14 protein-coding genes are annotated in these 16,067 nt (G+C 38.7%); 11 read left to right on the top strand and 3 right to left on the bottom strand.

The window, feature by feature from the left end; translation table 11 throughout:
• Window positions 1-48 precede the first annotated feature (48 nt).
• Window positions 49-504, top strand: a complete 456-nt coding sequence (locus tag I6E70_RS03465) for a hypothetical protein (protein WP_007586459.1) — start codon at window positions 49-51, stop codon at window positions 502-504.
• Between the two features lie 177 nt (window positions 505-681).
• Here the strand turns inward: I6E70_RS03465 and I6E70_RS03460 are convergent, their stop codons facing one another.
• A complete protein-coding gene (locus tag I6E70_RS03460) occupies window positions 682-1,188 on the bottom strand; it encodes a glycine cleavage system protein R (protein WP_197188026.1) in 507 nt (168 codons plus the stop codon).
• A gap of 381 nt (window positions 1,189-1,569) precedes the next feature.
• Between I6E70_RS03460 and I6E70_RS03455 the strand changes: the two genes are divergently transcribed.
• The 7 genes from I6E70_RS03455 (at window position 1,570) to I6E70_RS03425 (ending at window position 10,211) form a co-directional block, all read left to right on the top strand.
• Window positions 1,570-3,804 (top strand): ABC transporter permease subunit, encoded by a 2,235-nt coding sequence (locus I6E70_RS03455; protein ID WP_197188025.1) that lies wholly within the window; start codon window positions 1,570-1,572, stop codon window positions 3,802-3,804.
• A gap of 15 nt (window positions 3,805-3,819) precedes the next feature.
• Window positions 3,820-5,469: a phosphate ABC transporter permease PstA gene (gene pstA, locus I6E70_RS03450; RefSeq protein WP_197188024.1), complete on the top strand. Its 1,650-nt coding sequence runs from the start codon at window positions 3,820-3,822 to the stop codon at window positions 5,467-5,469.
• Window positions 5,470-5,496: 27 nt separating this feature from the next.
• Window positions 5,497-6,324, top strand: a complete 828-nt coding sequence (gene pstB / locus I6E70_RS03445) for a phosphate ABC transporter ATP-binding protein PstB (RefSeq protein WP_007586464.1) — start codon at window positions 5,497-5,499, stop codon at window positions 6,322-6,324.
• A gap of 46 nt (window positions 6,325-6,370) precedes the next feature.
• Window positions 6,371-7,072 carry a phosphate signaling complex protein PhoU gene (phoU, locus tag I6E70_RS03440; protein WP_007586465.1) on the top strand — a complete coding sequence of 234 codons (702 nt, stop codon included), beginning with the start codon at window positions 6,371-6,373 and terminating at the stop codon, window positions 7,070-7,072.
• Window positions 7,073-7,222: 150 nt separating this feature from the next.
• Window positions 7,223-7,900, top strand: coding sequence for a TIGR00153 family protein (locus I6E70_RS03435; protein WP_002957838.1), 678 nt, complete (start codon window positions 7,223-7,225; stop codon window positions 7,898-7,900).
• 39 nt (window positions 7,901-7,939) lie between these two features.
• Entirely contained in the window at window positions 7,940-9,208 is a 1,269-nt protein-coding gene (locus I6E70_RS03430) for an inorganic phosphate transporter (protein ID WP_007586466.1), read from the top strand.
• 82 nt (window positions 9,209-9,290) lie between these two features.
• Window positions 9,291-10,211: a hydrogen peroxide-inducible genes activator gene (locus I6E70_RS03425; RefSeq protein ID WP_197188023.1), complete on the top strand. Its 921-nt coding sequence runs from the start codon at window positions 9,291-9,293 to the stop codon at window positions 10,209-10,211.
• Between the two features lie 24 nt (window positions 10,212-10,235).
• Here the strand turns inward: I6E70_RS03425 and I6E70_RS03420 are convergent, their stop codons facing one another.
• Complete coding sequence (locus I6E70_RS03420; RefSeq protein WP_002957835.1) at window positions 10,236-10,448, bottom strand: hypothetical protein; 213 nt, start codon at window positions 10,446-10,448, stop codon at window positions 10,236-10,238.
• A 181-nt stretch (window positions 10,449-10,629) separates the two neighbouring features.
• Window positions 10,630-13,161, bottom strand: coding sequence for a two-component system response regulator (locus I6E70_RS03415; RefSeq protein ID WP_197188022.1), 2,532 nt, complete (start codon window positions 13,159-13,161; stop codon window positions 10,630-10,632).
• A gap of 187 nt (window positions 13,162-13,348) precedes the next feature.
• Here I6E70_RS03415 and queA point away from each other — a divergent pair, with 187 nt between their 5' ends.
• The 3 genes from queA (at window position 13,349) to yajC (ending at window position 16,052) form a co-directional block, all read left to right on the top strand.
• Complete coding sequence (gene queA, locus I6E70_RS03410; protein ID WP_010554380.1) at window positions 13,349-14,380, top strand: tRNA preQ1(34) S-adenosylmethionine ribosyltransferase-isomerase QueA; 1,032 nt, start codon at window positions 13,349-13,351, stop codon at window positions 14,378-14,380.
• 183 nt (window positions 14,381-14,563) lie between these two features.
• A complete protein-coding gene (gene tgt, locus I6E70_RS03405) occupies window positions 14,564-15,691 on the top strand; it encodes a tRNA guanosine(34) transglycosylase Tgt (protein ID WP_007586471.1) in 1,128 nt (375 codons plus the stop codon).
• Between the two features lie 25 nt (window positions 15,692-15,716).
• Window positions 15,717-16,052 (top strand): preprotein translocase subunit YajC, encoded by a 336-nt coding sequence (gene yajC / locus I6E70_RS03400; RefSeq protein WP_007586472.1) that lies wholly within the window; start codon window positions 15,717-15,719, stop codon window positions 16,050-16,052.
• The last annotated feature ends 15 nt before the right edge of the window (window positions 16,053-16,067 follow it).

The raw sequence follows: 16,067 nt of genomic DNA, 5'->3' as shown, positions 1-16,067 counted from the left end.
GCTTTACGCAGTGTATTACCTATACAGTCAACTAAGTAAGGAATGCACATGCAAGTTAAAACAATTAAAGAGGTATACGATTGGACCGTTTTGTTTCATACGCAAATGGCGGCTAATTTTTATAGCGTAAAGGATTTACTCGATGAACATAATGCAATGCTGGTGGACTACTACCTAAATTACGAAAAAAAACTCGCCGAAGATTTAGTCGGGTTTAAAGCGATAACTGAAATAAATACGCTCGATACGTACAGTTATGAATACTTTGCTAAAAATCCTGAGCTAATTACTTTTGAAGACATTAGTAAAGATCAGCAATTCGATGAAGAAGTCATTCAAGGCTATTTAGCACAGCAACATCAAAAAGTGATTGAGTTATATGAATACTTACTTGAACGCGCCGAAACCGAAAGTGGGCAAGAAAAGCTTCAACAAATACTAGAGCTTGAAAAGCAAGGTATAAAGCAAATGATGCAAAGTACTAATCGTCATATGGATATGTAGCTTTACAAAAGAGCGGGATTACTGAGTTTATCTCGCTCTTATTAGCTTTAAGGTGATTATTTAAAATAGCTGATGTTTACATCGGCTTATTTTATGTCTGCGTTAAATAACCTGCAGAGCATTTTGATGAGACTAAAATAACATGCGTGTCAGTTGTATGACACGCACAAAGTGAGGTTAAACTTCGTCTGTATCTACAATCAAATCACTTGTAATTGATTCCAATGCTTCAATGACTTCGTCTTTATCCATACCATTTGGCAAAGTAACGGTAGCTACAGCGCTAAAAATAGGCACTCCCCAATTAGGTGCACTTTGTTGTCTTGAATTTAAGTGAGTAATATTAGCGCCTTTATGACGTATTACACTTGCCAGTTCCTGAACAATACCAGGACGGTCGTTACCTGTTATAACTAGATTAATTTGCTCTAGTGTTGATGGTTCAATCTCTGTGTTTCCGGTTTCAATACGAACGTCTAACTTAGGTAACTTATTTAAAGCACTTTGTAATGATTGAAAATGCTCCTCAGCAACTTCAAGTTGAATAATACCTGCAAAATGACCTAATAAATGGCTTAAGTTACTACTAAGCCAGTTGCCATGATTTTGTAATACGACTGATGAGATGCTCTCTACTAAACCAGGGCGATCTTTCCCTAAAATAGTTATAACCAACTGCTTCATAAATAATTCTCTTTTTAAGCCCAAAGAAAGTAAATGCATAGGCATTAAGTATGTTGTCTAATTTAAATTGTGTGTTGTTTCACTTTTTTATAAATCTTTGATTATAAATTAAAAAAATGAATATAGTTGTGTTGACTATACGCAGTATTAATAGTCATTATTATTTACTAAGTACTCTTTTAGTATTGACCTCGATAAATACTTTGTCCAATTATTTTATAATTTAGTTCACTTATAAATCATCGATTTGAAGTTAATTTAGACATTTATCTCCCTAGTATTATTTAAAACCGTTTTAAAGTGCTTATTGTTACCGTTGTAACAATACTGTCATCTTGATGAAATATAATTTATGCAACGTTAAGATTTAAGGGTGTTTTGATGACTTCAAATCCGAATAAGCCGACTTTTAATACGGATCGAAGCCGTCTATTTAAAGATCGGTTTGCTAAATTTGGGATAACCGCAGGTGGGATAATGGTATTGGTAGCGCTGCTATTAATATTCTTTTACCTTCTTTATGTAGTACAGCCAATTTTTGAATCAGCAAAAGTAGAAAAGCGCGATAGCTTTCATGTTGCTAATTCACAGCAAATAGTAGGTTTAGGCGTAGAAGAGCAAACTGAAGTAGCTTATTTACTAAGTCAGCAGGGTCAGGTTGATTTTTACAGTGTTGAGTCAGGTAGTTTTGGTAAAAAACTCAAAACACTTAATGCAGATTTACCAAGTGATGCAACAAGCTTTGCAACAAGCGCGCCTTTTCAAGGGCATTATGCGTTTGGTTTAGAAGATGGCACCGTAATGGTTGTTGCACCTAAATTTTTAGTTACCTTTCCAAATAACGAGCGTAAATTAACACCTCGCTTAGGTTTTCCTCTAGGGGAAATGGCTTTAGAAGTAGATGAACAAGGTGCAGCTATTAAACGCTTTGCATTTAGTCACTATGAAGACAAAACAGCGGTTGTAGCTCTTACAGAAGATAAGCGTGTATTATTTAGCAGCTTTATTGCTGAAGAGAATATGTTTACCGGTGAAGTAGAGTGGGTTGTTGAGCGTACAGAACTTGATGTTAATGGACGTGTAGACGAGTTATTAATGTCGCCAGATACAACACGTACTTTTGTACGTTCTGCTAATCAAGTGTATGTATACGATACGCGTGACCCAAGTGATGTAGAGCAAATTCAGTTGCTTTCGGCTAACGAAGAAAATGCAAATATTGTATCTGCACAACTGCTAGCGGGCGCAAACTCACTCATGCTTGCTAATGATAACGGTGAGATTTCGCAGTGGTTTGAAGTAAACACTGACACAGGTCGTGAATATCAAAAGATTCGCTCATTTGAAACAACTAAGCAAAGTAAATTAAGTGTATTTACTGAGTTTTACCGTCGTACTTTTTTTACTACCGGCAATAATGGTGAGCTAGGTGTGTACTACACAACCAGCGAAGCAAAACTTTGGCAGGGAAAAGTAAGTGAAGGCGCAATAGAAAACTTTGCAATTGCACCACGTTCAAATGCTGCGTTAATTTTAGCGGATAATAAGCTAACAGTGTTAGATATTCATAACGAGCACCCAGAAGTTACTTGGTCAGCACTTTGGCAAGAAGTGTGGTACGAAGGTTACCCAGAGCCAGGTTATATTTGGCAGTCAACATCAGCCAGTGACGACTTTGAATCTAAGTTTTCACTTGTGCCAATTTCGTTCGGTACATTAAAAGCAGCACTTTATGCGATGTTGTTTGCTGTACCAATCGCGCTTTCGGCGGCTATTTACACGGCATACTTTATGTCGAGCAAATTACGTAAAGTGGTTAAGCCTACCGTTGAAATCATGGAAGCATTACCAACCGTTATTTTAGGTTTTTTAGCGGGTCTTTGGTTAGCCCCATTAATAGAAGAGCACTTACCTGCCATTGTTGGGTTACTCATATTATTACCTTTAGGTATGTTAGCGACAGGTTTAGCCTGGACTAAATTACCAACAAAAATACGCCATAGAATTCCTGATGGTTCGCATTCAATCATCCTTATTCCGGTCGTTTTACTTATTGGTTGGTTTTCGTTTGCTATGAGCGAATTTGTTGAACTTTGGATGTTTGACGGCAATGTACGTCAGTACTTAACAAATGAGCTAGGTATGACATTCGATCAACGTAACTCGCTTGTTGTAGGTATTGCGATGGGTTTTGCGGTTATTCCTACTATATTCTCAATTGCAGAAGACGCGGTATTTAGTGTTCCAAAGCATTTATCAAATGGCTCATTAGCATTAGGTGCGACGCAGTGGCAAACACTAATACGTGTTGTATTACTAACAGCAAGTCCAGGTATTTTCTCTGCGGTAATGATGGGACTTGGCCGAGCAGTTGGTGAAACCATGATTGTACTTATGGCAACCGGTAATACACCGATTATGGATTGGAGCATTTTCCAGGGTATGCGTACGCTTGCAGCAAATATTGCAGTTGAAATGCCAGAGTCAGAAGTAGGTAGTTCGCACTATAGAATATTATTCTTAGCAGCCTTTGTATTATTCATATTCACATTCATTTTTAACACAGTCGCTGAGTTTGTTCGCCAGCAACTGCGTGAAAAATACAGCTCAATGTAAGCGGAGAGACATGACATGGTAAAGCAGTGGTTTAAGTCTGGTTCTCCTTGGATTTGGATGACCGGTGGTGCAGTGAGCATCAGTTTGATTTCAGTTTTAGGCTTATTGGCAATGATAGCCTGGAAAGGGTTAAGCTTTTTCTGGCCTTCAGAAGTTGTACAGTTTGAACTTGAAGGGTCGATTGCAAAGCAAACCGTTATTGGCGAAGTTTACGACCGTGAATTAGTACCAAAAACGCGTTTAGCCGCGACAGGTATTGATGTTAGCGGGTTTGAAAAAGAAGAAATAGAGCGCTTACTTATTAAAACAGGTAACCGCGAATATGTAGATTTAGATTTTCGTTGGATATTAGAAACCGACATAACAAATAAAACAGCACCAGCGGCGCTTGCAGTATTTGAGCGTAGTAAAAACGGTAACTTTTATGGTTATGTGCAAAACGTTATTAAAGACGGTCAACCGGTTAATGGCGATAAAATAGAAGCGCTACATGAGCTTGTTGAGCGTGCAGTTGATTTAAATGACGAAGCACTTGATTTGCAAAATGGCGACATTGGGCATATTAACTACGCACTTGAACGCCTTCGTTTAGAAGAAAAAGGCTACTTACTCGATAATGCACTTACTGATGAGCGTGTTGCTGAGCTTGCTCAAGCACGTGCTGAATTACGTGCAGAGTATGGTGTACTTGAAAAAGATTTATTTGCACTACGCAAACAAGCTAAACGTGACCACGTAACTGTAAAAGATATGCGCGGTGAAGTTGTTACAATTCCTATGTATCAAGTACTTGATGTTTGGTTTCCAAACGATATGGGCTTTTTTGCAAAGCTAGGCCACTACTTTGTGCAACTAGGTAAGTTTGTATCCGATGATCCACGTGAAGCAAATACAGAAGGCGGTGTTTTCCCTGCTATATTTGGTACTGTATTTATGGTTATGCTGATGGCTGTAATTGTGACGCCGTTTGGCGTTGTTGCTGCAATTTACTTACACGAGTACGCCGCAAAAAATGCAATCACTAAAATGATTCGTATCGCAGTGATTAACTTGGCCGGTGTTCCTTCAATTGTATACGGTGTATTTGGCCTCGGCTTTTTTGTATACATGTTAGGTGGTAGCTTAGACCAATTATTTTATCCAGAATCGTCGCCAACGCCAGTATTTGGTACGCCAGGTGTAATGTGGTCTGCATTAACGCTCGCCATACTAACGCTGCCAGTTGTTATTGTATCGACTGAAGAAGGTTTATCTCGTATTCCAAGTACCGTACGTGATGGTTCACTAGCGCTTGGCGCAACAAAAGTTGAAACGTTATGGCGCATAATTATTCCAATGGCAAGCCCTGCAATTATGACAGGTTTAATACTGGCAGTTGCACGTGCTGCAGGTGAAGTTGCACCGTTAATGCTAGTAGGTGTTGTAAAAATGGCCCCTACATTACCACTTGATGGCAACTTCCCGTATTTTCACTTAGATAGAAAGTTCATGCACTTAGGCTTTCATATATACGATGTTGGCTTCCAAAGCCCTAATGTTGAAGCGGCACGCCCGCTGGTATACGCAACGGCCTTTTTATTGGTGTCGGTGATTATTACCCTAAACATAACGGCCATTGGTATACGTAACCATTTACGTGAAAAGTACAGATCGCTTGAACACTAATTAGTAAAGATTTTATAGGTAACAAAAATGATTACAGTCGCTCCAAAAGTAAACCAAGCTAATATAGGCCAGAAGTTAGACCTAGAAAATTTAACGGATGACCAAAAAGCGCTAGAGATTAAAGATCTCGATCTTTACTACGGTGATAAGCAAGCGCTTAATAAAGTAAATATGAACATTCCAAAAGGCCAAGTAACTGCGTTTATTGGACCATCGGGCTGTGGTAAATCAACTCTATTACGTTGTATTAACCGCATGAACGATTTGGTTGATATTTGTCGTATTGAAGGTGAAATATTACTTCACGGTCAAAATATTTACGATAAGAGCGTAGATGTAGCAGCACTTCGTCGTAATGTAGGTATGGTGTTTCAGCGTCCTAACCCATTTCCTAAATCAATTTATGAAAATGTGGTTTATGGCCTACGCTTACAAGGCATTAAAGAGAAGCGAAAGTTAGACGAAGTGGTAGAGCAATCACTTCGTGGTGCTGCTTTATGGGATGAAGTAAAAGATAGATTACACGATAGCGCGTTTGGCTTATCGGGTGGTCAGCAACAGCGTTTAGTTATTGCTCGCTCAATTGCAATTGAGCCAGAAGTTCTTTTATTAGATGAACCTACATCAGCACTTGACCCTATTTCTACTTTGGTAATCGAAGAGCTAATAAACGATTTAAAAAACCAATTTACCGTTGTTATTGTTACACATAACATGCAACAAGCAGCACGTGTATCTGATCAAACAGCCTTTATGTATATGGGCGAATTGATTGAGTACTCAGACACAAATACCTTATTTACTACACCAACGAAGAAAAAGACCGAAGATTATATTACCGGTCGTTACGGTTAATTAGCCCGTTGTAGCGTGTTGTGCAAGATTAAGAGAGAAGGTAACTATGGAACATAATATTAATAAACATATTTCTGGGCGTTTTAACCAAGAACTAGAAAATGTACGTAATCATGTATTAAGTATGGGTGGCTTAGTTGAGCAGCAGTTAAATAGTGCGCTTGATGCGGTGAGTCGTAACGATGCAGAGCTTGCTCAAAAGGTACGTCAGAACGATTATAAAGTGAATGCAATGGAAGTAAGCATTGATGAAGAGTGTACGCGTATTATTGCTCGTCGTCAGCCTGCAGCAAGTGACCTGCGTTTAGTGATTGCAATTGCTAAAACAATCGCTGATTTAGAGCGTATTGGCGATGAAGCTGAGCGAATTGCTAAAGTTGCACTAGACTCATTTACCAAAGATCAGCAAGATTTATTAGTAAATATTGAAAATATGGGCCGCCAGGTTTTAAAAATGCTACACGACGTACTAGATGCATTTGCGCGTATGGATGTGCAACGTGCATTTCAAGTACATAAAGAAGATGCAAAAGTTGACCGCGAATATGAAGCCATCACACGTCAAATAATGACTTACATGATGGAAGATCCACGCTCAATACCTAAAATCATGGACTTAGTCTGGTCTGTTCGCTCATTAGAGCGTATTGGTGATCGTTGTCAGAACATTGCTGAATACATTATTTATTTTGTTAATGGCAAAGATATTCGCCATACATCTCAAGAAGATATAGAAAAATCACTATGATTTTTTACCCATCATGCTTTTCTATTAAAGCGGCTTAGTGTCGCTTTGTGTATTGCAAGCTTTAGTGAAGTAATAAAAAGCGTTCACAATCTTGGTTAATACTGTAAAATTCATGCTGCAAAGCATATCAATTTGATTAAAGGGTCAGTTATGCCTACAAACGCGTTTTTAGGAGTATTTGCAAAATCTCCTATCAAACCAATGGAAGAACACATCAAGAAGGTTCATCAAGCAAGTAAAGCTTTGATACCTTTTTTTAATCACGTATTTAAAGAAGAGTGGGTACAAGCAGAAGAGCTTCGCATCACTATTCGCAATTTAGAACGTGAAGCTGATGATATGAAAAGAGATATACGTTTACAATTACCGCGTGGTTTATTCATGCCGGTAGAGCGTACAGATCTTCTCGAATTAGTAACCCAACAAGATAAGATCGCCAATAAAGCAAAAGATATTGCAGGGCGAGTGATTGGTCGTGAAATGACCATTCCAAAAGTTATGCAAGCTGATTTCTTAGCTTACTTAACCCGTTGTGTAGATGCGACTAAACAAGCATCTAAAGCAATTAACGAATTAGAAGAATTGCTAGAAACGGGTTTTAAAGGTCGAGAAGTCACCTTAGTAGAAAAAATGTTAGTTGAATTGGATGCCATAGAACAAGACACGGACGAAATGCAGATAAAAGTACGCCGCCAGCTACGTGATGTAGAGGGTGAGTTAAATCCAATTGATGTTATGTTTTTATACAAAATCATTGAATGGGTTGGCGAGCTTGCAGATATTGCAGAGCGCGTAGGGTCACGTCTTGAGCTGATGTTAGCTCGTTAATTTAAAATCAGTTCAAACACGAAAGATTAAGGTTTTACAATGGATATCATTGCATCTTACGGCACGGTATTAATTTTAATTGCCGCAGCAGTCGGCTTTTTTATGGCTTATGGTATTGGCGCGAACGACGTAGCGAACGCCATGGGCACATCTGTAGGTTCAAAAGCGCTAACAATCAAACAAGCTATTTTTATAGCGATGATTTTTGAATTTGCAGGCGCTTACTTAGCAGGTGGTGAGGTTACATCAACAATTCGTAAAGGAATTATCGATGCCGCACCATTTGCAGACATTCCTGAACTTATGGTTCTGGGTATGATTTCGTCTTTATTTGCAGCGGGTGCTTGGTTATTAATGGCCTCGTTCTTGGGTTGGCCAGTATCAACGACTCACTCAATCATTGGTGCAATCATTGGTTTTGCGTTAGTTGCTGTTGGTACTGAGGCGATTCAATGGGATAAAGTAGGTGGTATTGTTGGTAGTTGGATTATAACGCCCGCCATATCAGGCTTTATTGCATACTTAATATTTATGAGTGCACAAAAACTTATTTTTAATACAGATGCACCACTAAAAAATGCTAAACGCTATGTACCACTTTATATGGGTTTAGCAGGTTTTATAATGGCCTTGGTCACAATTAAAAAAGGCTTAAAGCATGTTGGTGTTGATTTAGGTGCAGCCGAAGGGTACGCCTTAGCAATAGCTGTAGCAGTTGTCGTTGCTATAATTGGTAAAATTGCTATTTCTCGTTTAAATATCGATCCAAAAGCAGATAAACAAATGCAATTCAACAATGTTGAAAAAGTGTTTGCTGTTCTTATGGTATTAACAGCATGTTGTATGGCCTTTGCACATGGTTCTAACGATGTTGCTAATGCAATCGGTCCACTAGCTGCTGTTGTAAATATTGTTGAAAACAATGGTGAAATTGCTAAAAAAGCGGCTATTGCTTGGTGGATTCTACCTCTAGGTGGTTTTGGTATTGTTGCGGGTCTTGCTATTTTGGGCAAAAAAGTAATTAAAACGATTGGTGAAGGCATTACACATTTAACGCCTAGCCGTGGTTTTGCTGCTGAACTAGCCGCTGCTTCTACCGTTGTTATTGCATCAGGTACTGGTATGCCAATCTCTACTACTCAAACCTTAGTGGGTGCGGTATTAGGTGTAGGTATGGCACGTGGAATTGGTGCACTTAACATGGGTGTTATCAGAAACATTGTAGTTTCTTGGGTAATTACATTGCCAGTTGGCGCTGCCCTTGCTATTGTTATTTTCTACGTACTAAGAACCGCATTTGGGGTTTAACAAAAAAGTACTCAAAGACTTTTAGCTTGAAAAGATCTCAATGCCCTAGGTGTTGGGGTCTTTTTATTTGTGGAAAGAAAAAATGACCAATCTTCCAAGTATCAAACAGCTACAGTATTTATTAGCTGTTCATCAACATCAGCACTTTGGCAGAGCTGCCAGTGCCTGTTTTATAGGGCAATCTACTTTAAGCAGTGCTATTCAAAATCTTGAAGAAACGTTGGGTTGCCAGCTTATTGAACGCGAAAATCGCAGCCTTATGTTTACCAGTATTGGTGAAGAAGTTGTTGAGCGCTCTCGTAAAATAATTAACGATACAATTAGTTTAAAAGAGCTCACTAAAAGCTTTTTAACACCACTGAATGGTAAATTAACAGTGGGTGTTATACCTACAATTGCTAGCTTTATAGCGGCTCCTCTGTATCACTTTTGTAAAGAAACCTTTTGTGATTTAGAGCTGGTATTAATAGAAGATACGAGTGACAAGCTACTGGATAAGCTTGAACATGGGCATATTGATTTAGCGCTACTTGCACTGCCATACGAAACCGATAAATTTCATACACAAGTATTGGCAAAAGATCAGTTTAGTTTAGTGCACCATAAGGACTACAGCGCTGCAAAGGGCGTAGTCGACTTTAATCTATTACCAGAGGCTAGCGTATTCTTACTCGAGCGTGAGCACTGTATGACAGGCCATGCGCTTAGTGCATGTCATTTAAACCGTGCTAGTTGTATTAACCCATTTGAAGCAGCAAGCTTGCATACATTATTGAGTATGGTTGAGCATCAGCTCGGGGTGACTTTTTTACCACAAATGGCGATTAACGCCGGAATTTTAGATAATAAAAATATGGTGGCAACACCATCACAAAGCGATGCATATAGAGATATTGGCATATTGTGGCGGAAAACTACGGGGCGGATCCGCGACTTTAAGTTATTTAGTCAACAGCTTGAGATATTTTTAAAGCGCCAATGTAGTTTAGATTTTTCTAAATAAGAATAGGAAATGAATGAAAGCAGCCTATAAAGGCTGCTTTTGATTTTGAAGATGGCTTTCAAAGGGCTCAAGTTCGGGTAAAAATAGTAAATAAATCCATACCACCAAGTTAAAGTAAGGCACGCAACCTAATACAGTAAAAACCTTAACTGGGTAGCCTTTAATATTTGCGTAACGATAACACTGATACGCGATTGCAAAATGTATAATCAGTAATAACATAACTAGCTGTGTCATACCTTTCTCCTTAAAAGCTTAAATAGCTTTGAAACCCACTATAAATATCAGTACTACGTCGCCAAAAGGTAATGTCATGTTTTTAAAGTGAAATACATCAAAAGGCACGACATTTTTTATTTGATACTGAAAGTATAGGCAAGAAAGGTAATATTGGTAGTAACAAATTGTTTAATTTTGTTTATTTTGGGCTAGCTTGTTGTTGGTAAAACGTTTTATTTTTTGAAATTTTTTCAAGTTCATCTTTTACTTTTTCAACAGGTACTGGGCGTGCAATAAAGTAGCCTTGTCCATAATCAACACCTATCTCTTTTAGTGCAAAAAATATCTCTTCGTTTTCAACGTACTCAGCTACAGAGCGCTTATCGAGAGACCGACTAATATCATTTATTGCTTTTACTAACGCTAAGTCTATAGGGTCATTAAGCATGTCGCTTACAAATGAGCCATCAATTTTTACATGTTGTGCTGGAAGCTGCTTTAAATAGTTAAATGTACTAAAGCCAGTTCCAAAATCGTCAATAGAAAAATGACAGCCTAAGCTATTAAGCTTCTCAATCATTTTACGAGTCGCTTTTAAGTTGTTAATACTTGCTGATTCAGTTATTTCAAAAATTATCCGCGAAGGGGGCACGTTATACTTTTCAAGGTTTGATTCAATTAATGGCAATAAGCGTTCATCTAAGAATGATTGTGCTGACAAATTAATAGCAACTTGGTTTAACTCTGGGTGCTTAGACACACAAGCAACGGCATTACGTATAACGCATTGATCCATCAAAAATGTGTCGTTAAGCATCTCTAAAGAGGGAATAAATTGATTTGGGTACACAAGTTTACCTTTGAGTTTTAAGCGTAAGAGCGCTTCAAAATAAGCAACTTTACACTCTTTAAAATCCCAAATAGGTTGGTAATGCAGTTCAATATTATCTTGCTGCAATGCTTGGCGAATTTCGTGACCCCATTCAAGCCCAGTTTGAAGCGTATTGTTTTGAGCGTCCTCTTTTGAGTAGCAATGTACTAAGTTACGCCCTAAATTTTTGGCAATATACAAAGCAATATCGGCTTGTTTTAAACATTCATTAGGATCATTGTTTTGTGTCGTAATTTGAGTTAAACCGATAGAGCAGCTAATTGTGTATATCTGATCTTCTGATTTAAAAGCATGTTTTTCTATTGCGCTGCACACACCTTCAGCAATAAGGTGTGCATCCAGTAAATTCATATTGGTAAGTATGACTGCAAACTCATCGCCGCCTATTCGGCACACCAAATGGTCTTCGCCAATATTTGCTTTAAATAATTGCGCCACTTCTTTTAATACTATGTCACCTTGGTGGTGACCTTTGCTGTCGTTTATTATTTTAAAGTGATCGAGGTCAATATAAATAACAGCATGCTCTATACCATCATACGTGTATTTATCTTGGCATATTTTATTAAGCTGTTGATCAAAGTAATAACGGTTATGTAAACCAGTTAGTGGGTCATGGTGTGCTAAATGACGTAGTTGGATCTCTGCTTGTTTACGTTCATGTATGTTGTCGATAGTGGCAGTTATGGTCGCGTTATTACGACTATTTTTGATTAGCTGTAATCTGCATTCGACCCAAATTAAATTGCCATTTTTATGGGTGAGCTTTACTTCTATTTGTTGCTGTTGCTCGCCACCATGTAAAATGTCATTAATAGTATAATTTAGTCTTCCTTTATCTTCGTTATTACAATAAGCGCTTAATGGGGTTTGTAGCGATGATTTAACACCAAAACCGCTCAATGCCTCCCATGCAGGGTTAATAAAACGAATATGCCCTTGCTGATCAAGCTCTAAAACAACCGTATTCAAATGCAATAAAATACGCTGATGAGCCGAAAATAACTCTTTGTAACGCACTTCGCTCACGCTTAGCTGCTCTACTTTGTAAGCAAATTCAGCATAACTCACCATAAAATCTTCACGTCGTGCGGCGTGGTCACACACTTTATTTAAAAATGAAGGGTCGTATGGGGCTCTAATAAAATCGGTAACACCAGACAGCAAAAGCTGCTCAGCGTAATCAGCATCATCACTTTCTATAATCGTAACAATAGCTTGTTTAGAATTGTGCTGTAGGATTTCTTCAACGAGTACACTCGAGCTCTCTGCACTTGATGTAGTGGCATCGAGTAGCACAATTGAAAACTGCTGTTGGTTGTAAGCGTTTAGTGCTGCTTTGGCTGAGGTAACGTGAGTAATAGCAAAGTTTAACTTTAACTGTTCACTAATTTTGTCGGCCGTATTTTGAAGCGGCTCTAATAGCAATAAATTTAGTCGGCTACTTTTTTCTAAGTGCGTAGATAAAACATTCGCAAGCACTTGAGGAAGCATGTCTTTATGTTCAAACGGCAGTACAGCATCTATTCCGTAGCTTCTGGCTGTTGTTTCGGCAATACGCTCACAGTAAATTGGCGGAATAAGTAAAATTGGGGTGTTTTTTGGTGTTTTTAATAATCCTGAGCGGATCATCCTCGAAAAGCGCCAGCCGTCAATTTTCCCAACATTAATGCCCGTTATTATAATATCAACAGGGTGTTGTTTTAAAAGCTTTAAAGCTTGTTGGCTATCTTGCGCATCAATAAAGGTAAATACATTTAAGCTATCTAAAGTGCCCTTAATCGCGCGACGTTCAGCACTACTTGCGTTTAATATTAGCAATTTAAGCTGGTTTGGCACGTGTTGAACACCCCTAATGTAACTTATAATAATTCAGCCGAACAAGAATAGTGACATTTAACCATAAGAACAAGAAAATTTAATGAGAAACACGCAAACAAGATATTATAAGTTTGGCTGATTTCTTGAGCTTAATATCCGATACATATACACTTGGCGCGATTTTAAATGATGTGGATTACTAATTATGCGCGTGGCTGACTTTAGCTTTGACTTACCTGATGAATTAATAGCTCGTTTTCCTAAAGCGGACAGAACTAGCAGCCGTTTACTTACTTTAGATGGCCCAAGCGGAACTCTAGAACATAAAGTGTTTAGCGACATACTTGATTTAGTAAACGAAGGCGATTTGTTAGTCTTTAACAATACACGCGTTATTCCAGCACGTATGTTTGGTCAAAAAGCCTCTGGCGGCAAAGTTGAAGTGCTTGTAGAGCGAGTGCTAGATGAACATCGCGTACTTGCGCACGTACGGGCAAGTAAGTCGCTTAAGGTTGGTAACGAAGTTATTTTAGAGGGCAAAGCCAAGGCAATAATGGTTGCACGCCACGATACATTATTTGAGCTTGAGTTTGATCATAGCCAAAACGTGCTAGATATACTTAATGATATTGGTCATATGCCACTGCCTCCTTATATTGACCGACCTGATACCGAAGCTGATCGCGAGCGTTATCAAACTGTTTATGGAGAAAAGCCAGGTGCAGTTGCTGCGCCAACAGCGGGCTTACATTTTGACGATAAGTTAATGACGGCACTAAAAGATAAAGGTGTAAACATGGCTTTTGTTACTTTGCACGTTGGCGCCGGTACTTTTCAGCCAGTACGAGTGGATAGTGTTGATGAGCATGTAATGCACTCCGAGTATATTGAAGTACCCGATGATGTAGTTGCTGCTGTTGCACAAACCAAAGCAAGTGGCGGGCGCGTAATTGCGGTTGGCACAACATCAGTACGTTCATTAGAGTCGGCAGCTAAAGTTCACGGCGGCAAATTAGATACGTATTTTGGTGATACCGATATATTTATTTTTCCGGGTTACCAATTTAATGTTGTTGATGCCATGGTCACAAATTTTCACTTACCAGAATCAACGCTTATAATGCTAGTCAGCGCTTTTAGCGGACAAGACAATATTATGGGTGCATACAATACGGCAATTGAACAAAAATACCGATTTTTTAGTTACGGTGATGCGATGTTTTTAACACGTAAGTAACCATTTATTATTTAATACTCAGTAAAAAACACTAAAAACCCCAGCAACGAAGCTGGGGTTTTTGTTTAGCATAATAAGCAAAACTGAATTTATCGCAGCTAATAGTATTAATGAGGCAAAAAGGGTAGAATCGAGCGGTTAAATTATAGCTTGTTGGACTGTTTTTCTGACATTGAGGATGATATGAAATTTGAATTAGATTGTACTGACGGAAAAGCGCGCCGCGGCCGCTTAATTTTTGACCGTGGTGTAATAGAAACACCTGCATTTATGCCTGTTGGTACTTACGGTACTGTAAAAGGTATGACGCCAGATGAAGTAAAAGCCACTGGTGCGCAAATATGTTTAGGTAATACCTTTCATTTAATGCTTCGTCCAGGTACTGAAATCATTAAGCAACATGGTGATTTACACGACTTTATGAATTGGGATTTCCCAATTTTAACTGACTCAGGCGGTTTTCAAGTATTTAGCTTAGGCGCAATGCGTAAAATCACTGAAGAAGGCGTGTTGTTTCAATCTCCAGTAAATGGTGATGAAATTATGATGTCGCCTGAAAAGTCGATGGAAGTACAGCGCGACTTAGGCTCAGACATCGTTATGATTTTTGACGAGTGTACGCCATATCCAGCAACTGAAAAAGAAGCTAAAGATTCTATGGAGTTATCTCTTCGTTGGGCTAAGCGCTCAAAAGAAGGGCATGGCGACAATCCATCTGCTTTGTTTGGTATTATTCAAGGTGGTATGTACCCAGAATTACGTGCACAATCGCAAGCAGGCTTAGAAGAAATTGGCTTTGATGGCTATGCATTAGGTGGTCTATCAGTAGGCGAGCCTAAAAACGAAATGATGAATATTCTTGATCATTGTGCGTTTAAAATGCCAGAAGACAAACCACGCTACCTTATGGGTGTAGGCAAGCCAGAGGATTTAGTTGAGTCTGTTCGCCGTGGTATTGATATGTTTGACTGTGTTATGCCAACACGTAATGCGCGTAACGGCCATTTATTCATTACCACGGGTGTAGTAAAAATACGTAACGCAGTACATAAAACAGACACAGGGCCACTTGACCCTGAGTGTGATTGCCATACGTGTGGAAACTATTCACGAGCTTATTTGCATCACCTTGATAAATGTAACGAAATTTTAGGTGCGCGACTAAACACAATTCATAACTTACGTTACTATCAACGTGTTATGGAAGGTTTACGTAATGCAATTAGCGAAGGTAAATTAGAAGAATTTGTACAAGATTTTTATGCTCGCCGAGGCCAAGACGTGCCAGAGCTAGTAGATATAAAAAATTAAACTTTAAAATTAAAGAGGAAGTATCATGAGTTTATTTATTTCAAATGCACACGCAGCAGCTGGTCAACCTGCGGCAAGCGGTGGTTGGGAAATGCTAATAATGTTAGCTATTTTCGGTTTGGTTTTTTACTTTTTAATCTACCGCCCGCAAGCTAAGCGCGTTAAAGAGCACAAAAGCTTAATGAGTATGATGGCTAAAGGCGATGAAGTACTTACCCAAGGCGGTTTAGTGGGTAAAATTGTGAAGATTTCTGAAGAGAAAGATTTCATCGTTATCTCTTTAAACGAGCAGGCAGAAGTAACAGTACAAAAATCTGCAGTATCTGCAGTATTGCCAAAAGGCACAATGAAGTCGCTATAAAAATAATAAGGACGA

The organism is Pseudoalteromonas sp. NGC95 (assembly GCF_015864705.1).
GTDB classification, from domain to species: Bacteria; Pseudomonadota; Gammaproteobacteria; order Enterobacterales; family Alteromonadaceae; genus Pseudoalteromonas; species Pseudoalteromonas arctica.
The sequence above is the reverse complement of the archived record's forward strand: the minus strand, read 5'-3'. Positions and strand labels throughout refer to the sequence as shown.

Excerpts from the sequence above, each read along its gene's own strand:
- I6E70_RS03455 (WP_197188025.1), top strand. The coding sequence starts at position 1,570 with ATGACTTCAAATCCGAATAAGCCGACTTTTAATACGGATCGAAGCCGT.
- queA (WP_010554380.1), top strand. The coding sequence starts at position 13,349 with ATGCGCGTGGCTGACTTTAGCTTTGACTTACCTGATGAATTAATAGCT.
- I6E70_RS03460 (WP_197188026.1), bottom strand. The coding sequence starts at position 1,188 with ATGAAGCAGTTGGTTATAACTATTTTAGGGAAAGATCGCCCTGGTTTA.
- I6E70_RS03425 (WP_197188023.1), top strand. The coding sequence starts at position 9,291 with ATGACCAATCTTCCAAGTATCAAACAGCTACAGTATTTATTAGCTGTT.
- yajC (WP_007586472.1), top strand. The coding sequence starts at position 15,717 with ATGAGTTTATTTATTTCAAATGCACACGCAGCAGCTGGTCAACCTGCG.
- I6E70_RS03435 (WP_002957838.1), top strand. The coding sequence starts at position 7,223 with ATGCCTACAAACGCGTTTTTAGGAGTATTTGCAAAATCTCCTATCAAA.
- tgt (WP_007586471.1), top strand. The coding sequence starts at position 14,564 with ATGAAATTTGAATTAGATTGTACTGACGGAAAAGCGCGCCGCGGCCGC.
- I6E70_RS03430 (WP_007586466.1), top strand. The coding sequence starts at position 7,940 with ATGGATATCATTGCATCTTACGGCACGGTATTAATTTTAATTGCCGCA.
- I6E70_RS03420 (WP_002957835.1), bottom strand. The coding sequence starts at position 10,448 with ATGACACAGCTAGTTATGTTATTACTGATTATACATTTTGCAATCGCG.
- I6E70_RS03465 (WP_007586459.1), top strand. The coding sequence starts at position 49 with ATGCAAGTTAAAACAATTAAAGAGGTATACGATTGGACCGTTTTGTTT.
- pstB (WP_007586464.1), top strand. The coding sequence starts at position 5,497 with ATGATTACAGTCGCTCCAAAAGTAAACCAAGCTAATATAGGCCAGAAG.
- phoU (WP_007586465.1), top strand. The coding sequence starts at position 6,371 with ATGGAACATAATATTAATAAACATATTTCTGGGCGTTTTAACCAAGAA.
- pstA (WP_197188024.1), top strand. The coding sequence starts at position 3,820 with ATGGTAAAGCAGTGGTTTAAGTCTGGTTCTCCTTGGATTTGGATGACC.